The sequence below is a fragment of the Sphingomonas sp. M1A8_2b genome, from assembly GCF_053345535.1.
Genome location: NZ_JBKFAH010000001.1, coordinates 431,424 through 446,104, shown reverse-complemented (window position 1 = coordinate 446,104; position 14,681 = coordinate 431,424). Strand labels below are relative to the sequence as shown.

The following is a 14,681-nucleotide window of genomic DNA, read 5'->3' as shown; positions in this document are numbered from 1 at the left end:
ATGAGCACCGCACTCATCCCCACTTCGCCCGGCGGCACCGAACGGTTCGCCAACCCTCTTCAGCAGATCAGGAGCGCGTTCGCGCAGCCGGCCGTGCGCCGTTCGCTGCCGATGGCGCTGATGGTCGGACTCATTGCGGCCGCCGCGCTCGCGTGGATGAGCCTGTCGACGCCGACGCAGAAAACACTGTTCAGCGGGCTGCCTGACTCCGACAAGGCCGCGGTCACCTCCGCGCTGACCACTGCGAACATCAAGAGCCATATCGACGATGGCACCGGTGCGCTGACCGTGGCCGAGGAAGACTATAGTCGCGCGAAAATGCTGCTCGCCGGCCAGGGCCTGCCCAAGGCCGCGCCCGGCGGCTACGCGATCCTCGACCAGCTGCCGATGGGCGTCAGCCGCGCCGTCGAAGGCGAGCGCCTCCGCCAGGCGCGCGAGTCCGAGCTCGCCAAGTCGATCGAGGAGATCGATGCGGTCGCCGAGGCGCGCGTGCATCTCGCGATGCCCGAAGCCTCCGTGTTCGTCCGCGACAACGCCGCGCCGTCGGCGTCGGTCATCCTCAAACTGCAGGGCGGGCGGTCGCTGAGCGATGCGCAGGTCAGCTCGATCATCAACCTCGTCGCCTCGTCGGTGCCGGGGATGAAGCCCGAGGCGGTGACGATCGTCGACCAGATGGGCGCATTGCTCACCAAGGCCGGTGACGCGGACGCCGCGGGTGCTGCCAGCGATGCGCGGATCGATATCCAGCGCCGTATCGAGGACAAATACCGCACGCAGCTGATCGCGCTGCTCACGCCGCTGGTCGGCGCGGGCAATTTCACCGCCGAGGTGCAGGCCGACGTCAATCTCGACGAAAGCCAGGCGACGCGCGAAAGCTACGAAAAGCAGGGTGTGCTGCGCGCCGAAACCGGCAGCTGGACCGGCAACCAGAAGGACGGCGCCGCCGCCGGCCCGGGCGGTATTCCCGGCGCCTTGAGCAACGCGCCGCCATCGGCCAGCACCTTGTCGACCCCGCAAGCGCAGAACGGCAATCCCGGCCCTCCGATCGCGGGCGGTCCGGCACCCGATCCGATGAAGCAGTCCGACCAGTATCAGCGCGCCTACGACCTCGGCCGCGAAGTGTCGGTGACACGCGCCACGCCGGGCGGGGTCAAGCGCCTGTCGGTCGCGGTGCTGCTCCGCGATCCCGACAAGTCGCGCCGCACCGCGATGGAAATCAACCAGATCAGCGATCTCGTGAAGAGCGCGGTCGGGTTCGATGCGGCACGCAACGACAACGTCACGGTGATCAGCCGCAAGTTTGCCGGCGCGGATGCGTCGGCGACGAGCGGCCCGGCCTGGTACGACAATGCCTGGCTGCCGGTGCTTGCGCGCAACGGCACTGCGATCGTGATCGCGCTGCTGGTGCTGTTGCTCGGCGTCCGCCCGATCGCCAAGGCGCTGATGAAGAAGCGCGACGAAGCGACCTCGCGGCCTGCGCTGGGTCAGCCGATCGGCGGGACCAATCCCGACGGCACGCCCAACGGCATGGAAGTCGCCGCACCGGTGAGCCTCGACCAGCTCGAGAACACGCGTGGCTATGACGACCGGATCGGTGCGGTACGCGGCTTCACCCGCGATAACCCGACCCGCGCCGCACTTGCGGTCCGCGACATGATCAAGGCCGACGCGAAGTGAGCGAAGCCGTTCTCCGCACCTATACCGGCGTCGAGCGCGCCGCCGTGCTGATGATGCTGGTTGGCGAGGAGGAGGCCGCCGCCATCCTCCAGAAGCTCGAACCCGAAGAGGTCCGCCAGCTCGGCGCGGCGATGTTCAAGGTCGCCGACGTGTCCGAGCAGGAGGTCGAGGACGTGCTCGACGATTTCGTCGGCCATGCCCGCGAACGCACGGCGATCGGCTTCGACCCGCGTCCCAAGATCGAGGCGGTGATGAACCGTGCGCTCGGTCGCGAGAAGGCGGAAAGCGTCCTCGCGCGGATCACGCCTGCCGAGGCGGTGTGCGAACTCGAGCTGCTCGACTGGCTCGACGCGCCCGAGATCGCTGCGATGATCGAGAAGGAGCATCCGCAGATCGCTGCGGTCCTGATCGCCAATCTCGACGCGTCGATCGGCGGCCAGGTCCTGGAACTGCTGCCTGACGCGATCCAGCCCGATATTCTCCACCGCATCGCGCGGCTCGGACCGATCACGCCCGAGGCGGTCGAGACGTTGAAGACCGTCCTCGCCAACCGCACCAGCACCAGTTCGGCGGGTGCCGGCGTGACGCTGGGCGGCACGCGCGAGGCGGCCAAGATCCTGTCCGGTGCGCGGAAAGCGACCGAACAGCGCGTGATGCCCAAGCTGTTCAAGATCGACCGCGACGTCGCCAAGGCGATCGAGGAGGCGATGTTCATCTTCGACAACCTGCTCGACCTCGACGACAAGAATCTGGGCACGCTGATCCGCAACGTCGACAGCGAGATCCTGACCAAGTCGCTGAAGGGCGTCGACGAGACGATCCGCAACCGCTTCCTCGGCTGCATGTCGGCGCGCGCCGCCGACGGCATCCGCGACGAGATGGAGGCCCGCGGGCCGATGAAGCTCGCCGAGGTGCTCGAAGCGCAAAAGGCGATGATCGCGATCGCGCGCGGTCTCGCCAAGGACGGCACGATCCAGATGGGCGGGGGCGAGGACGATTATGTCTAACGGGTTCACCGCGGGCTTCGCGTCGCGCCACACCACCGCTGCCAACGTCCTCGCCAGCGCGTTCGCGCCGCCGTCCGGTTTCGCCGCCGCGGATATCCGCGAGCGTGCGACCATCCGTCCCGCCCAGCCCTTCTCGCAGCATTTCAGCCAGGAGCCGGTCGGCGAGCACGGCACGCCGCGCCATTTCAGCCCGGCCGACAAGGACGCGAACCCGACCGCCGGCTGGGATCCGCTCGATCCGGTCAGCGAATCGTCGTTCATCGATCCGCTCGCCGCCGCGCATGCTGCCGGCTACGAGGAAGGGCTCGCCGCGGCGGCCGCCGCTGCGCGCGAATCCGCAGCGCGCGACACCGCGTTGCTCGGCGATCTCGCCACCGCGCTCGGTGCCGACCGGATCGACCGCGAACGGATCGCCGGGCAGCTCCGTCAGACCGTGCTCTTCCTCGTCTCGAAAGTGGTCGGCGAAGTCGGCATCGCGCCCGACGTACTCGCGGGCCGGGTCGAGACCGCCGCCGACCTGTTGGCCGACTCGGCTGAATCCGCGCTGCTCCGCGTCCACCCCGACGACGTCGCGCTACTTGAAGGCCGCCTGCCGAAATCGATCTTCGCGGCGGGCGATGCCGGTATCGCGCGCGGCAGCTTCGTGCTCGAAAGCGCGTCGACGATCGTCGAGGACGGTCCCGAACTCTGGCTCGACCAGTTGGCGCACGCGATCGACCGCGTGCCGGTGCCCAAATGTTGAACCGCTTCACCGCCGATTATCTCGAAACCCTCTCCAATGCCGATTTCGTCGCCAAGCCGAAAGTCTCCGGCCGCCTAGCCTCGTTCGACGGGCTCCTGATGGAGGCGGTCGGACTGACGTTACCGGTCGGCACCGTCTGCCAGGTCGGCGAGGGCGCGGCGAGCGTCGAGGCCGAGGTCATCGGCTTTCGCAACGGCCGCACCTTGATGATGAACCTCGGCGGAGCGGCGGCGCTGTTGCCACGCGCGCCGGTCAAGCCGATCGGTGCGCCGGGCGAGGCCGAGGTCGGTCCCGCGCTGCTCGGTCGCGTCGTCGATGGTGCCGGCAAGCCAATCGACGGGCTCGGTCCGATCCGCGGCGCCGGACGCTGGCCGCTCGCGGGGAAACTCCAGTCGCCGCTCGATCGTGGTCGCGTGCGCGAACCGCTCGACGTCGGCGTGCGTGCGATCAACGGCCTGCTGACGATCGGCCAGGGCCAGCGCGTCGGCATCATGGCGGGTTCGGGCGTCGGCAAATCGGTGCTGCTCGGCATGATCGTCCGCGCCGCGCAGGCCGACGTGATCGTGATCGGCCTGATCGGCGAGCGCAGCCGCGAAGTCGCCGACTTCCTCGAAACCAAGGTCGCCGGCGCAGCCCGCGCTCGCTCGGTCGTCGTTGCCGTCCCCGCCAACCATTCGCCCGTCCTCCGCATCCGCGGTGCACTCCGCGCGCACGCGATCGCCGAAGCCTTCCGCGACGAGGGCAAGAAAGTGCTCCTTATCATGGATTCGCTGACCCGCGTCGCGCATGCCGGTCGCGAGATCGGCCTCGCATTGGGCGAACCCGCGTCCGCGCGCGGCTATCCACCCAGCGCGATCGCGATGCTGCCGAACCTGATCGAGCGGGCGGGCGTCGACGTCCACACCGGTGGCTCGATCACCGCGATCTACACGGTGCTGGCGGACGGCGACGACGGCAACGACCCGGTGGTCGATTCGGCGCGCTCGATCCTCGACGGCCATATCGTCCTCAACCGCCAGCTCGCCGAGCGCGGCGTCTACCCGGCGATCGACATCGGCCCGTCGGTCAGCCGCGTGATGACCGACATCGTCGACGCGCCGCACGCCAAGGCTGCCCGCACGCTGCGCCGCCACCTCGCCACCTACGAGGAGAACCGCGATCTCGTGCTGATGGGCGCGTATCGCCACGGCGCCGATCCGGCGATCGATGCGGCGATCGCGTGCCACCCCGCGGTCATGGAATATATCCGCCAGGATGCCGACGACAACGTCTCGCTTGGTGACGCGGTCGCGGAACTGACCGGCATCTTCGGCGACTGAAATGGACAAGCGCGGCAAGACCCTCGCCCGCATCCACCGCGTCCGCACGCTCCAGCTGGGCCTGACCCGCGCCGACGAAGCGCGCGCGCACGATAAGTTCACCAGCGAACAGACCTTGTCGGGCCGGATCGCGCTGCTCGTCGAAGCCGTCGCGCCGGTTCACGAGACTCAGGTCGCGGTGTCGCTGGGCGCCGCCGCGCATTACCGCGAGCGCCTGCAGAAATCCGCCGATGCCGCGGTCGAGCGGATGCAGGCGGCCGAACTTCATGTCGGCCGCGCCGCCGAAGCGACCCGCGCCGCCAAGCGCGATCAGACCGCAGTCGAGAAGCTGCTTGCGCGCGCCGATGCGGATGCGGTGCTGAAAGCGATCCGCGCGATGGAAGAATCGCCGGCGTTTCGAAAGGTTCGGCACGATCCTTGCTGAGCGGTAGCGGACTGGCGCCGTGCCGCCGCCCGAACGAGTATCCTGCATGAGCCCGACCGCGACCCTTTCTCCCATGCTGCCGACCCCGGCGCGGTCGACGACCGTGCCAAATGGTCCAACGTCGGGCGATTTCGCGGCATCCTTCGCGCAGGCGAACGACGACGCAACCGCGGAAGGGCCGCCGGCCCCGCCGACCCCGCCGATGCCGATCGTCGCGATTCCGGTACCGTCGTCCGGCACGATCATCCGGCAGGACGCCGCCGCTACCGGCAACACCTTGCCGACGCCGAGTGTGACGGAGGCCACGCAATCGATCGTACCGGCGATCGTCACCCTCCTCGCCGAACCGCTTGCGGCAGGTCCGCGCACGACATCGCTAACGCTCGCACAGCCGGTAATCCCGGCAAATCCGGAGCCCGCGACGCCCGATGTCGCCACACGCACCATCACCCCGCGTCCTAATCCAGGTGCAGCGCGTCCCGCGGCGTTCGCGATCGCGCCCCGCGGCGGCAAGGCCAAGGACGACACCCCGACGACCCCGTCGGACGACACCCCGACGACCCCGTCGGCCGACGTCGCCGATGCGACGCCCGTCGATCAGCCGGCTTCCTCCGTTGTGATCGCGGTCGCGCAGCCTGCAATCGATCCGCCCGCAATCGCCTTGCCCCCCGTCGAAGCAAGCTCGACCGTCCTTCCGGTAGTGCCGCTAGCCCCCCTGCCCCGCACCGAAGGCACCCGGACGATCGAGGCCAATGACGCCGTCGCCGTCGCCGGATCGGCAATCGGTGGCGCGAAGCCAATCGGTACGAGCGCCGTCGCCGCGAAGCCTCTCTCGGTGGCCGAGCCGGACGTCACCGCACCGACGTCGACACCGACCGCCCCGGCGCCAACGCCCTCCCGCAAGGCGGCAAAAATCGCGCGGGCAGAACCCGCTGTGCCTTCGACGATCCCTGTCGCGCCAGTCCCCATTGCGCAAATCCCGGCGACGCCCCGTCCCGTAACGCTAGGGCCCGTAACGCTAGGGCCCATCACGCCACAGCCCGTAACGCCAGGCCCAGCCGTTCAGCGCAGCGCGCTACCCGTCGCCCCGGCTTTGGCGCGACCTGTGGTGCATATGCTCGATCCCGGCCGGACCTCACCGCCGCAAGTCACGCCGGTCGGCATATCACCCGGCATCCCGGTTGCCAGTCCGCCCGTCGCGAGTCCGCCTTCGCAGATCGCGGCGCTGGCGGCGGCCGTGCCCTCAAGCGTGATCCTCTCACCCGGTCTTGCGATCGAACAGGGATCGACCGCGCAATCGATAGGCCAGGCATCGATGGCCGTATCGCCGGCGATCGTCACAGATGCGACGCCGGTCGCCACGCCGCGCTGGGTCGCCACCGACGCGACCACCCCCGTCGCGCTCGCGCTCGCGCTCCCCGCCGCGGTCCAGCCGCAACCGGGCACCGTCGCGTCGGCCAGCCAGGTATTCGGCGCCGCGATCCAGGCCGCCACCAAGGCACGCGACGAGCGCGACACGACCGATCCGACCGCGCCCTCGCTCGCCGCCGGCGCCCCTGTATCGCAGCCGACGATCAAGACCGCCGAGGCCCAACACACCCCGCTCGACATGCGGCAGGAGCGCTGGCCGCATGCGATGATCGAACGGATCGAGATCCTGCGCGACGCCGCCGATGCGACCGATACGCGGATCCGATTGATCCCCGACGCACTTGGCGCGATCGATGTCTCGATGCGCAAGGACGGCGACACCGTCCACGTCCATTTCAATGCCGATCAGGCCGCGACGCGCACGTTGCTCGCAGACGCGCAGCCGCGGCTTGCCGAACTCGCCGAAGCACGCGGTCTGAAACTCGGCCAGGGTGCGCTCGGTGACGGCAATACCGGCCCCGGCCAGCAGCGTGCACCCGCCCCATCACAGCTTCCGAATCGCACGACGACGGCCTCCGCGGTGATCGCGGACGCCATCGACGACACCCGAATCGCTTGACCCAAAGGACCCTGACATGAGCGACAAGAAAGATACTGCCGACGCCGCCCCGAAGAAAAAGGGCAAGATGAAGACAATCCTGATTGGCGGCGTCGCGCTGATCGTACTGGTCGGCGGCGGCGTCGGCGCGGGCGTCTATGCGTCGAGCGCAGGTCTGCTCGGCGGCAGCCATGCCGCCGTCGACGACGGCAAGCCCAAGCTCGTGCCCAAGAGCGAGCAGAAGCATCCGACAGAAGGCGAAGGCGGTGGCCATGGCAGCGACGAGGCCGCCCCCGAAAACCACGGGATGAAGCCCCCCGCAGGAGAGGGCGGCGACAAATATGCCTCGACCTATTATCCGATGGAGAAGGAATTCACCTCGAATCTCCAGGATTCGGTGCACTTCGTTCAGGTCGGGATCGCGGTCGCGACGCCATACGACGACACCGTCATCACCAACCTCAAGACCAACGATATCGCGGTCCGCTCGGCGGTCCTGATGGCGCTCGGCGACACCACCGAGGAGCAGGTGATGAGCAGCGAGGGCAAGCGGCAATTGCAGGTCAGATTGGCCAAGGCGATCAACGATACGCTCAAGCAGAAGGAAGGCTTTGGCGGGATCGGTAACGTTTACTTTACCAGTTTCGTTGTTCAGTGAGGCATGGTTAACGAGGGCTCAGCAAAGACGCGCGAACGGCGCGACCGGGATCGCTCCGGCGCGCCCCAGGGCGGCGTGCTGCACCAGGGCGTGCTCGGCGGGGCCAAGCTCAATCCGTTCGGCGACTTGCATTCGCTCCAGCATCTATCGGCACGGTTCGCACGCGGTTTGCGCGGCGTGTTCGAGCCGTTGCTGCGCCAGGAAGTGCGCTGCTGGGCCGAGCCGTTGGTGGTCCAGCGCTTCACCGATTACCGCGCCGAGCGCAGCGATACGCTGACCGCGTGGCTGCCGCTGATCATGACGCCGGGGATGGCGCAGGCGCTGTGCATCATGGACGGCAAGTTCGTGCTCGAGATGCTCGACATGTTCTTCGGCGGCACCGGTGCCGCGCCGCACACGCTGCCGACCGAGTTCTCGCCCGCCGCAGAAGCGATGGTCGCGCGGATCGGCCAGATGATCGCCGCGCCGCTCAAGACCGCGTGGGAGCCGATGGCGCGGTTCGACTTCCTGCCGACCCGCGTCGAGGTGAACCCGGCGATGATCGCCGATCTCGACGGCGAGGACGCGATGATCGTCACGCGCTTCGGGATCGCCGCGGGCGCCGCGAAGCCGGTGTTCCTCGATCTCGTCTATCCCGTGTCCGCGCTGAAACCGCATGCGCCGTCGCTGACCGCCAAGGTCGTCGGCAAGTCGGCCGAACCTGATCCGGCGTGGCGCACCGAACTCACGCGCGCCGCGATGAACGTGCGCTTCCCGATCCGCTCGGTACTCGCCGAGCCGGTCGTCAAGCTGACCATGCTGATGGACCTCAAGCCCGGCGACGTGATCCCGATCACGATCTCGGGCGACGTGCCGGTGATGGTCGGCAACAACCGGCTGGGCTGCGGCACGGTCGGCACCTCCAATGGCTTCGCGGCCATCCAGCTCACCTCGATTACCCGTTTCGACGAAGGATTTGCAGCATGAACGACATGACCGGCGGGTTTCCGGTAGACGCCGCGGTGGCCGCCAATTTCCGGCTGCTCCAGGATGTCGATGTCAAGCTGACCGTCGAGATCGGCTCGACCAGCCTGACCTTGCGCGAACTGCTCGCGCTCGGCGAATCCAGCGTGATCGAGCTCGATCGCCAGTCGAACGAGCTGCTCGACGTGTTCGTCAACGGCACGCTGATCGGTCGCGGCGAAGTCGTCACGGTCGGCGAGCGCTTCGGCGTGCGGATGACCGAGCTCGTCAGCCCCGACAAGCGCGGCTGATCCCGATGCTCTGGACCTATATCCTCAAGCTCGTGATCCTGCTGCCACTCGTGTGCGGCTTGATGTTCGGCTGCCTGTACCTGTGGCGCAAGTTCGAGAGCCGGATCCCGGGCAAGCCGTCGACGCGGCTGATCGGCGTCAAGGAAACGATGATGATCTCGCCGGGCCTGCGCCTTGCGGTGATCGATTTCGAGGGCCGTCGGCTGCTCGTCTCGGTCGGCCGTGGCGGCGTGCACCTGATCGACAAGGTCGACGCATGAGCGCGATCACTCGTCCGACGGTGACGCGCAAGGGCTCGGGTCCTGCCCTGTTTACCGCGCCGAAGCGCTCCCCGTTTTCCCGCGAACGCGGGAATCCAGGAGCCACGAACGGCGCGATCCGTAACCCTGGATCCCCGCGTTCGCGGGGAAACAGTTTAGTGTGGATAGGGCTCGCTCTCCTCCTCGCCCTGTTCCTCGCGATGCCGGCGTTCGCGCAAGGCGTCCCCGCCCCGACCAACCCCGCCGTCGGCGACGCGGTCGATCGCGCACTCGGCCAGCTTGGCGGCCAGGCCGCGGGCAATACCGGCCAGAGCGGCTCGCTGTCGCTATCGCTGCAAGTCCTCATCATCATGGGGCTGCTGACGATCCTGCCGGGGATCCTGCTGATGATGACCAGCTTCACGCGGATCATCATCGTGCTCGCGATCCTGCGCCAGGCACTCGGACTACAGCAGACCCCGCCGAACCAGGTGCTGCTAGGGCTGTCGCTGTTCCTGTCGTTCTTCATCATGGCGCCGACGATCAACCAGATCAACACGACCGCGATCCAGCCCTATGCCGCGGGGAAGCTCGCCGGCACGCAGATGATCACCACCGCGGGCGTGCCCTTGCACGCGTTCATGGTCAAGCAGACGCGCGTCAAGGACGTCACGATGTTCGCGCAGATGGCCAAGTCCGGCCCCTACGCGTCGTCGCTCGACATCCCGTTCTCGGTCCTGCTCCCCGCGTTCGTCACATCCGAGCTGAAGACCGCGTTCCAGATCGGCTTCCTGATCTTCCTGCCGTTCATCGTCATCGATCTGGTCGTCGCGACCGTGCTGATGTCGCTCGGCATGGCGATGCTCAGTCCGACGATCATCTCGATGCCGTTCAAGCTGCTGCTGTTCGTGTTGGTCGACGGCTGGGCGCTGACGATGGGCAGCCTCGCCAACTCGTTCGCGACCTGACCCATGGACGCGCAATATTTCCTGACCGTCGCCAACCAGACGATGTGGGTGCTGGCGCTCGCCAGCGCGCCGATCCTGATCCCGGCGCTGTTAGCTGGGTTGATCCTCGGCATGATCCAGGCGGCGACGTCGATCAACGAGCAGACGTTGTCGTTCGTGCCGAAGCTGGTCGTGGTCGCGGTGTCGATCCTGATCTTCGGGAGCCTGATCCTGGGCTTGCTGAGCGATTTCACGATCGGGATCTTCGAGCGCATCCCGGACTTGGTGAAGTGAGGCGCAGCGCCAGCGCGGCCACGTCCGCGCTGCTAGCGCAAGCCCGGCCGGTCTCGGCACCGCCGAGGTCCGACGACGCGGCTTTGCCGCGGCGGGGCCACGTGACCGCATCTACTACTCCCCTCCCGCTTGCGGGAGGGGTCGGGGGAGGGGCGTGCCCCACCGACCGGACGCCAGTACGTACGTCGCCCCCTCCTCTGCCCCCTCCCGCGAGCGGGAGGGGGATTTAGCCGTGTTGGGCTTTGGCCTATCGATCGAGCCCCAGCTTTGGGCGCTCTTCTTCGTGATGATCCGGATCGGCGCGACGTTCATCGCCGCGCCCGTGTTCGGCAACGTCTCGGTGCCCGTCACCGTGCGTGTCACGCTGTCGGGCGCGATCGGGTTCCTCGTCCTCGCGGCGCACCCGATCGTGCCCCCGGACAACATCTTCAGCGTCACGACGATGCTGTCCGCCGCCGCCGAAGCGCTGGTCGGGCTCGCGCTCGGCTTCGTGCTCCAGATCGCGTTCGCCGCGCCGATGATCGCGGCCGAAGTGATCGGCGGCGCGATGGGGCTCGGCTTCGCCTCCTCGATCGACCCGCAGAACGGCAAGTCCTCGCCCGCGCTCGGCCAATTCTTCTCGATCATGCTGACGCTGCTGTTCCTGTCGGTCGACGGCCACCTGATCCTGATCGACCTGATCGTCCGCAGCTACGACGTCCTCCCGCCCGGGGCCGCATGGATCGGCGTCGAGCGGCTGAAGGCGATCGCGTTCTTCGGTGGCTATGCGTTTCTCGCCGGTCTGCTGCTCGCACTCCCGGTCGGCTTCCTGCTGCTGTGCCTCAACATCGTCGTCGGCATGCTGAGCCGCGCCGCGCCCGCGCTGAACCTGTTCGCGGTCGGCCTGCCCGCCAGCCTCGCGGTCGGCGTCGTCACGCTGGCGATCGCGTTCCCGACGATGGGCGACTATATGCTCGTCATCGTCCGCGAAGGGCTGTCCGCCACTGAAAATCTGGTGCTCGGCTGATGTCCGAGGCGCACCATGTCTGAAGACAGCGGCGAAAAAACCGAATCGCCAACCGCCAAGCGCAAGAAGGATGCGGTCGAAAAGGGCGACATACTCCGCTCGCGCGATTTCGCCACCGCGCTCAGCATGGTCGCGGGCGTCGGCTGGCTGATCTACGCCGGCCCGTCGCTGATCACCGCCTGCACGCAGGTGATGGCGTCGAGCTTCCAGTTCACCCACGCCGATGTCGAGGATTTCTCGCCGTGGCGGCCGTTGATGGAGGCCGGCGGCAAGCTGGCGCCGTCGCTGGTCAGCCTGTTCGTCGTCACCATCGCCGCTGCGATCCTGAGCCAGGCCGGGCTCGGCTCGCTCGGCTTCAACGGCAAGCTGATGGCGCCCAAATACAGCCGGGTCGACCCGGCCGCCGGCCTCAAGCGGATCTTCGGATCGAACGGCTGGATCGAGCTCGGCAAATCGCTGCTGAAGGTCATCCTGCTCGGCACGATCGGCGGCTGGATGCTGTGGAACGCCGCGCATACGACGATGGGCCTCGCCTCGTCCGCCGATCTCAACCAGGCGCTGTCGACGCTCGGCGGCACGTTCAAGGCGATCCTGATCGCGATGGCGTTCGGGCTGTGCGCGATCGCCGGCATCGACCTGCCGATCCAGATCATCCGCCGCCTGGGCAAGATGCGGATGTCGAAGCAGGAGGTGAAGGACGAGCACAAGTCGACCGAGGGCAATGGCGAGGCGAAGGGCCAGATGCGTGCCAAGATGCGCGCGATGGCGAGCGGCGGCCTGCGCAAGTCGGTCGCGGAGGCGCATGTCGTGCTGACCAACCCGACGCACTTCGCCGTGGCGCTGCGCTACGATCGCGGCAAGGATCAGGTGCCGGTGGTGGTCGCCAAGGGCCGCGGCGCGACCGCGCTGGCGATCCGCGAACTCGCCGCGGAGGGTCGCGTGCCGGTGCTCGAATACCCGATGCTCGCGCGCGCGATTTATTACACGAGCAAAGAAAACCAGGAGGTCCGCGACGACCTCTACATGGCGATCGCGACCGTGCTCGCCTTCGTGTTCGGACTGAACGCCGCGGCGGGTGGCACGGCCGGCGGCGTGCAGCCGTTCGTCACCGTGCCGAAGGACGCGCGATTCGACGAAAACGGGATGAAACAGGCCTAAAGATCGCGGCGGCACGGCCGTTACTGATCGTAAGCGTGCGCAGTGCAGGGATTTCGCCATGGTAACTTCGACCACCAGCACGACGGCTACGCCGACGCCGACGCCCACGCCGACCCCCACGCCAACCGCAACGAGTGTCATCCAGTCGGCGACTCAGGCGCTGCTGACGTCGCTCAACACCGGCTCCGGGATCGATACTTCCACGCTGGTCCCTGCGCTCGTCAACGCGCAATTCGCGACCAAGACGGCGACGTTGAAGGCGAAGGCCGACACGCTGATCGCGCAGATTTCGGGAATCGGCACGATCAAGAGCGCGATCACCGGCTTCTCCACCGCCCTCGCCAATCTGGTGAAGAGCGGCAGTCTCCAGACGCAGCCGAGCAGCTCCAACACCACCGTCCTGTCGGCCACCGCACTGCCCGGCGCGAAACTGTCGACCCTGGCGGCCAGCGTTACCGTGACGCGCCTCGCCACTGCGCAGGTCGCGCGGACGACGACCGCCGTCGCGGATCGCACCGCCGACCTCGGCACCGGTGCGCTCACGCTGACGATCGGCGGCGGCACCCCTGTATCGATCGCCGTCGGCAACGGCAGCATCGATTCGATCGCCTCGGCGATCAATGCCACGAAGACCGGCGTCACGGCCTCGGTCGTCACCGATGCGAACGGCGGCGCCTATCTTTCGGTCAAGGGCGGCACCGGCGACGCGCAGGCGTTCACGCTGAAGGGTGCGACCGGCGATGCGGTCGATATCGGCGGCGGCGCGACGAAAACCAGCCTCGTCTCGACCGCGCAGAACGCGCAGCTGACGGTCGACGGCATCGCCGTGGAGCGGCCGAGCAATACCGTCAGCGATCTGGTCGACGGCGTGAAGCTCCAGCTCAACGCCGTCTCGACGGTACCAGTCACGCTGGGCAGCACCCCGCCGACCGACGCGCTGACGCAGGCGGTCAACGATGTCGTCGACACCTACAACCAGGTGCTGGCCGCGATCACCGCGCAGACCGACCCGATCACCGGCAATCTCCGCTCCGATCCCGCCGCGACCAGCCTGCTACGGTCGTTCAAGGCGCTGTCGTCCAAAGCGCTCGTCGGCGGTGCGGTCTCGGGTATCCCGCGGACGCTGTCCGAGATCGGCGTCGCGACCAACACCGACGGCACGCTGCGCGTCGATGCCACGCTGCTCGCCAAACAGCTGGCGGCGAACCCCGACACGATCGAATCGATGTTCGCGCCGTCGGGGACCAATGCGCTCGGCCTGTCCGCGACGCTCGCCGCATTGACCACCAGCGCAACAAGTACGCTGACCGGGCTCGGTGCGTCGGCGCTGCGCTACACCGCGGCGCAGTCGGACGTGACCGAGCAGCAGGACAAGGTGACCGACCAGTCGGCGCAGTTGAACACGCGGCTTACCCAGCAATATGCCAGCATGAACTCGCGCGTGACCGCCTATAAGTCGACGCAGACCTTCCTGACCGGTCAGATCGCCCAGTGGAACAAGAGCGACTCGTGACCTACGCGACGACCCTGACCCGCGATCCGTTCGCGACCTATCGCCAGATCGATGCGGTCGGTCGCACAGCGACCGCGGACGGCCCGGCGCTCGTCCAGCTGCTCTACAAGGAACTGGTCGCTGCCTTGCGCGCTGCCGCCTGGGCCGCTGAAAAGGGCAAGCTCGCGATCAAGAGCGAGCGGATCACGCGCGCCACCGCGATCCTGTTCGCGCTCGAATCGGGTCTCGATTTCGAAAATGGCGGCGCGGTCGCCGAAACGCTGGCGCGGCTGTATGGCGGCGCACGGAAAACCATCATCAACGCCTCGATCGGCCTCGATCCTCGCCCGTTCCGCGATTCAGCGGACATGCTGGACGAGATCGCGCAGGCCTGGCGCACCGCCAGCGCGGCGTAAGCACGAGCTCTTCGATCCTCTCCCGCCAGGGGGAGGTGGCTGGCCCTAGCCAGACGGAGGGGGCGGACACGGAGCGAAGG

16 protein-coding genes are annotated in these 14,681 nt (G+C 67.8%); all 16 read left to right on the top strand.

Annotated elements, in window-relative coordinates; all coding sequences use genetic code 11:
* Window positions 1–1,677, top strand: coding sequence for a flagellar basal-body MS-ring/collar protein FliF (gene fliF / locus ACLBWL_RS02240; RefSeq protein WP_447789856.1), 1,677 nt, complete (start codon window positions 1–3; stop codon window positions 1,675–1,677).
* Window positions 1,674–2,684 carry a flagellar motor switch protein FliG gene (gene fliG / locus ACLBWL_RS02235; RefSeq protein WP_447789854.1) on the top strand — a complete coding sequence of 337 codons (1,011 nt, stop codon included), beginning with the start codon at window positions 1,674–1,676 and terminating at the stop codon, window positions 2,682–2,684. The genes fliF and fliG overlap by 4 nt, the downstream gene beginning before the upstream one ends.
* Window positions 2,677–3,426, top strand: a complete 750-nt coding sequence (locus tag ACLBWL_RS02230; protein ID WP_447789852.1) for a FliH/SctL family protein — start codon at window positions 2,677–2,679, stop codon at window positions 3,424–3,426. Before fliG ends, ACLBWL_RS02230 begins: the two co-directional genes overlap by 8 nt.
* A complete protein-coding gene (locus tag ACLBWL_RS02225) occupies window positions 3,420–4,745 on the top strand; it encodes a FliI/YscN family ATPase (protein ID WP_447789850.1) in 1,326 nt (441 codons plus the stop codon). The genes ACLBWL_RS02230 and ACLBWL_RS02225 overlap by 7 nt, the downstream gene beginning before the upstream one ends.
* 1 nt (window position 4,746) lies before the next feature.
* On the top strand, window positions 4,747–5,169 hold the full coding sequence (locus ACLBWL_RS02220; protein WP_447789849.1) for a hypothetical protein: 423 nt from the start codon (window positions 4,747–4,749) through the stop codon (window positions 5,167–5,169).
* Between the two features lie 73 nt (window positions 5,170–5,242).
* Window positions 5,243–7,159 carry a flagellar hook-length control protein FliK gene (locus ACLBWL_RS02215; protein ID WP_447789847.1) on the top strand — a complete coding sequence of 639 codons (1,917 nt, stop codon included), beginning with the start codon at window positions 5,243–5,245 and terminating at the stop codon, window positions 7,157–7,159.
* Between the two features lie 16 nt (window positions 7,160–7,175).
* Window positions 7,176–7,796, top strand: coding sequence for a flagellar basal body-associated FliL family protein (locus ACLBWL_RS02210; RefSeq protein ID WP_447789845.1), 621 nt, complete (start codon window positions 7,176–7,178; stop codon window positions 7,794–7,796).
* Between the two features lie 3 nt (window positions 7,797–7,799).
* The gene (locus tag ACLBWL_RS02205; protein ID WP_447789843.1) at window positions 7,800–8,762 is read left to right on the top strand and encodes a flagellar motor switch protein FliM; all 963 of its coding nucleotides are present in this window, start codon (window positions 7,800–7,802) and stop codon (window positions 8,760–8,762) included.
* Complete coding sequence (fliN, locus tag ACLBWL_RS02200; RefSeq protein WP_447789841.1) at window positions 8,759–9,049, top strand: flagellar motor switch protein FliN; 291 nt, start codon at window positions 8,759–8,761, stop codon at window positions 9,047–9,049. Before ACLBWL_RS02205 ends, fliN begins: the two co-directional genes overlap by 4 nt.
* A gap of 5 nt (window positions 9,050–9,054) precedes the next feature.
* Window positions 9,055–9,309 carry a flagellar biosynthetic protein FliO gene (locus ACLBWL_RS02195; protein ID WP_056054129.1) on the top strand — a complete coding sequence of 85 codons (255 nt, stop codon included), beginning with the start codon at window positions 9,055–9,057 and terminating at the stop codon, window positions 9,307–9,309.
* Between the two features lie 200 nt (window positions 9,310–9,509).
* Window positions 9,510–10,256: a flagellar type III secretion system pore protein FliP gene (gene fliP / locus ACLBWL_RS02190; protein WP_183128832.1), complete on the top strand. Its 747-nt coding sequence runs from the start codon at window positions 9,510–9,512 to the stop codon at window positions 10,254–10,256.
* 3 nt (window positions 10,257–10,259) lie between these two features.
* Window positions 10,260–10,529, top strand: coding sequence for a flagellar biosynthesis protein FliQ (gene fliQ / locus ACLBWL_RS02185; protein WP_055874447.1), 270 nt, complete (start codon window positions 10,260–10,262; stop codon window positions 10,527–10,529).
* A 232-nt stretch (window positions 10,530–10,761) separates the two neighbouring features.
* The gene (fliR, locus tag ACLBWL_RS02180) at window positions 10,762–11,535 is read left to right on the top strand and encodes a flagellar biosynthetic protein FliR (RefSeq protein ID WP_447789838.1); all 774 of its coding nucleotides are present in this window, start codon (window positions 10,762–10,764) and stop codon (window positions 11,533–11,535) included.
* A gap of 15 nt (window positions 11,536–11,550) precedes the next feature.
* The gene (gene flhB, locus ACLBWL_RS02175; RefSeq protein WP_447789836.1) at window positions 11,551–12,693 is read left to right on the top strand and encodes a flagellar type III secretion system protein FlhB; all 1,143 of its coding nucleotides are present in this window, start codon (window positions 11,551–11,553) and stop codon (window positions 12,691–12,693) included.
* Window positions 12,694–12,751: 58 nt separating this feature from the next.
* Window positions 12,752–14,206 carry a flagellar filament capping protein FliD gene (fliD, locus tag ACLBWL_RS02170; RefSeq protein ID WP_447789834.1) on the top strand — a complete coding sequence of 485 codons (1,455 nt, stop codon included), beginning with the start codon at window positions 12,752–12,754 and terminating at the stop codon, window positions 14,204–14,206.
* On the top strand, window positions 14,203–14,601 hold the full coding sequence (locus ACLBWL_RS02165; protein ID WP_131587215.1) for a flagellar export chaperone FliS: 399 nt from the start codon (window positions 14,203–14,205) through the stop codon (window positions 14,599–14,601). The genes fliD and ACLBWL_RS02165 overlap by 4 nt, the downstream gene beginning before the upstream one ends.
* Window positions 14,602–14,681 lie beyond the last annotated feature (80 nt).

Bases quoted from the DNA above. Each gene is read 5' to 3' on its own strand.
- fliN (WP_447789841.1), top strand. From the start codon at position 8,759: ATGAACGACATGACCGGCGGGTTTCCGGTAGACGCCGCGGTGGCCGCC.
- fliF (WP_447789856.1), top strand. From the start codon at position 1: ATGAGCACCGCACTCATCCCCACTTCGCCCGGCGGCACCGAACGGTTC.
- flhB (WP_447789836.1), top strand. From the start codon at position 11,551: ATGTCTGAAGACAGCGGCGAAAAAACCGAATCGCCAACCGCCAAGCGC.
- fliD (WP_447789834.1), top strand. From the start codon at position 12,752: ATGGTAACTTCGACCACCAGCACGACGGCTACGCCGACGCCGACGCCC.
- fliP (WP_183128832.1), top strand. From the start codon at position 9,510: ATGCCGGCGTTCGCGCAAGGCGTCCCCGCCCCGACCAACCCCGCCGTC.
- ACLBWL_RS02225 (WP_447789850.1), top strand. From the start codon at position 3,420: ATGTTGAACCGCTTCACCGCCGATTATCTCGAAACCCTCTCCAATGCC.
- ACLBWL_RS02205 (WP_447789843.1), top strand. From the start codon at position 7,800: ATGGTTAACGAGGGCTCAGCAAAGACGCGCGAACGGCGCGACCGGGAT.
- fliQ (WP_055874447.1), top strand. From the start codon at position 10,260: ATGGACGCGCAATATTTCCTGACCGTCGCCAACCAGACGATGTGGGTG.
- ACLBWL_RS02230 (WP_447789852.1), top strand. From the start codon at position 2,677: ATGTCTAACGGGTTCACCGCGGGCTTCGCGTCGCGCCACACCACCGCT.
- ACLBWL_RS02210 (WP_447789845.1), top strand. From the start codon at position 7,176: ATGAGCGACAAGAAAGATACTGCCGACGCCGCCCCGAAGAAAAAGGGC.
- ACLBWL_RS02220 (WP_447789849.1), top strand. From the start codon at position 4,747: ATGGACAAGCGCGGCAAGACCCTCGCCCGCATCCACCGCGTCCGCACG.
- ACLBWL_RS02195 (WP_056054129.1), top strand. From the start codon at position 9,055: ATGCTCTGGACCTATATCCTCAAGCTCGTGATCCTGCTGCCACTCGTG.
- ACLBWL_RS02215 (WP_447789847.1), top strand. From the start codon at position 5,243: ATGCTGCCGACCCCGGCGCGGTCGACGACCGTGCCAAATGGTCCAACG.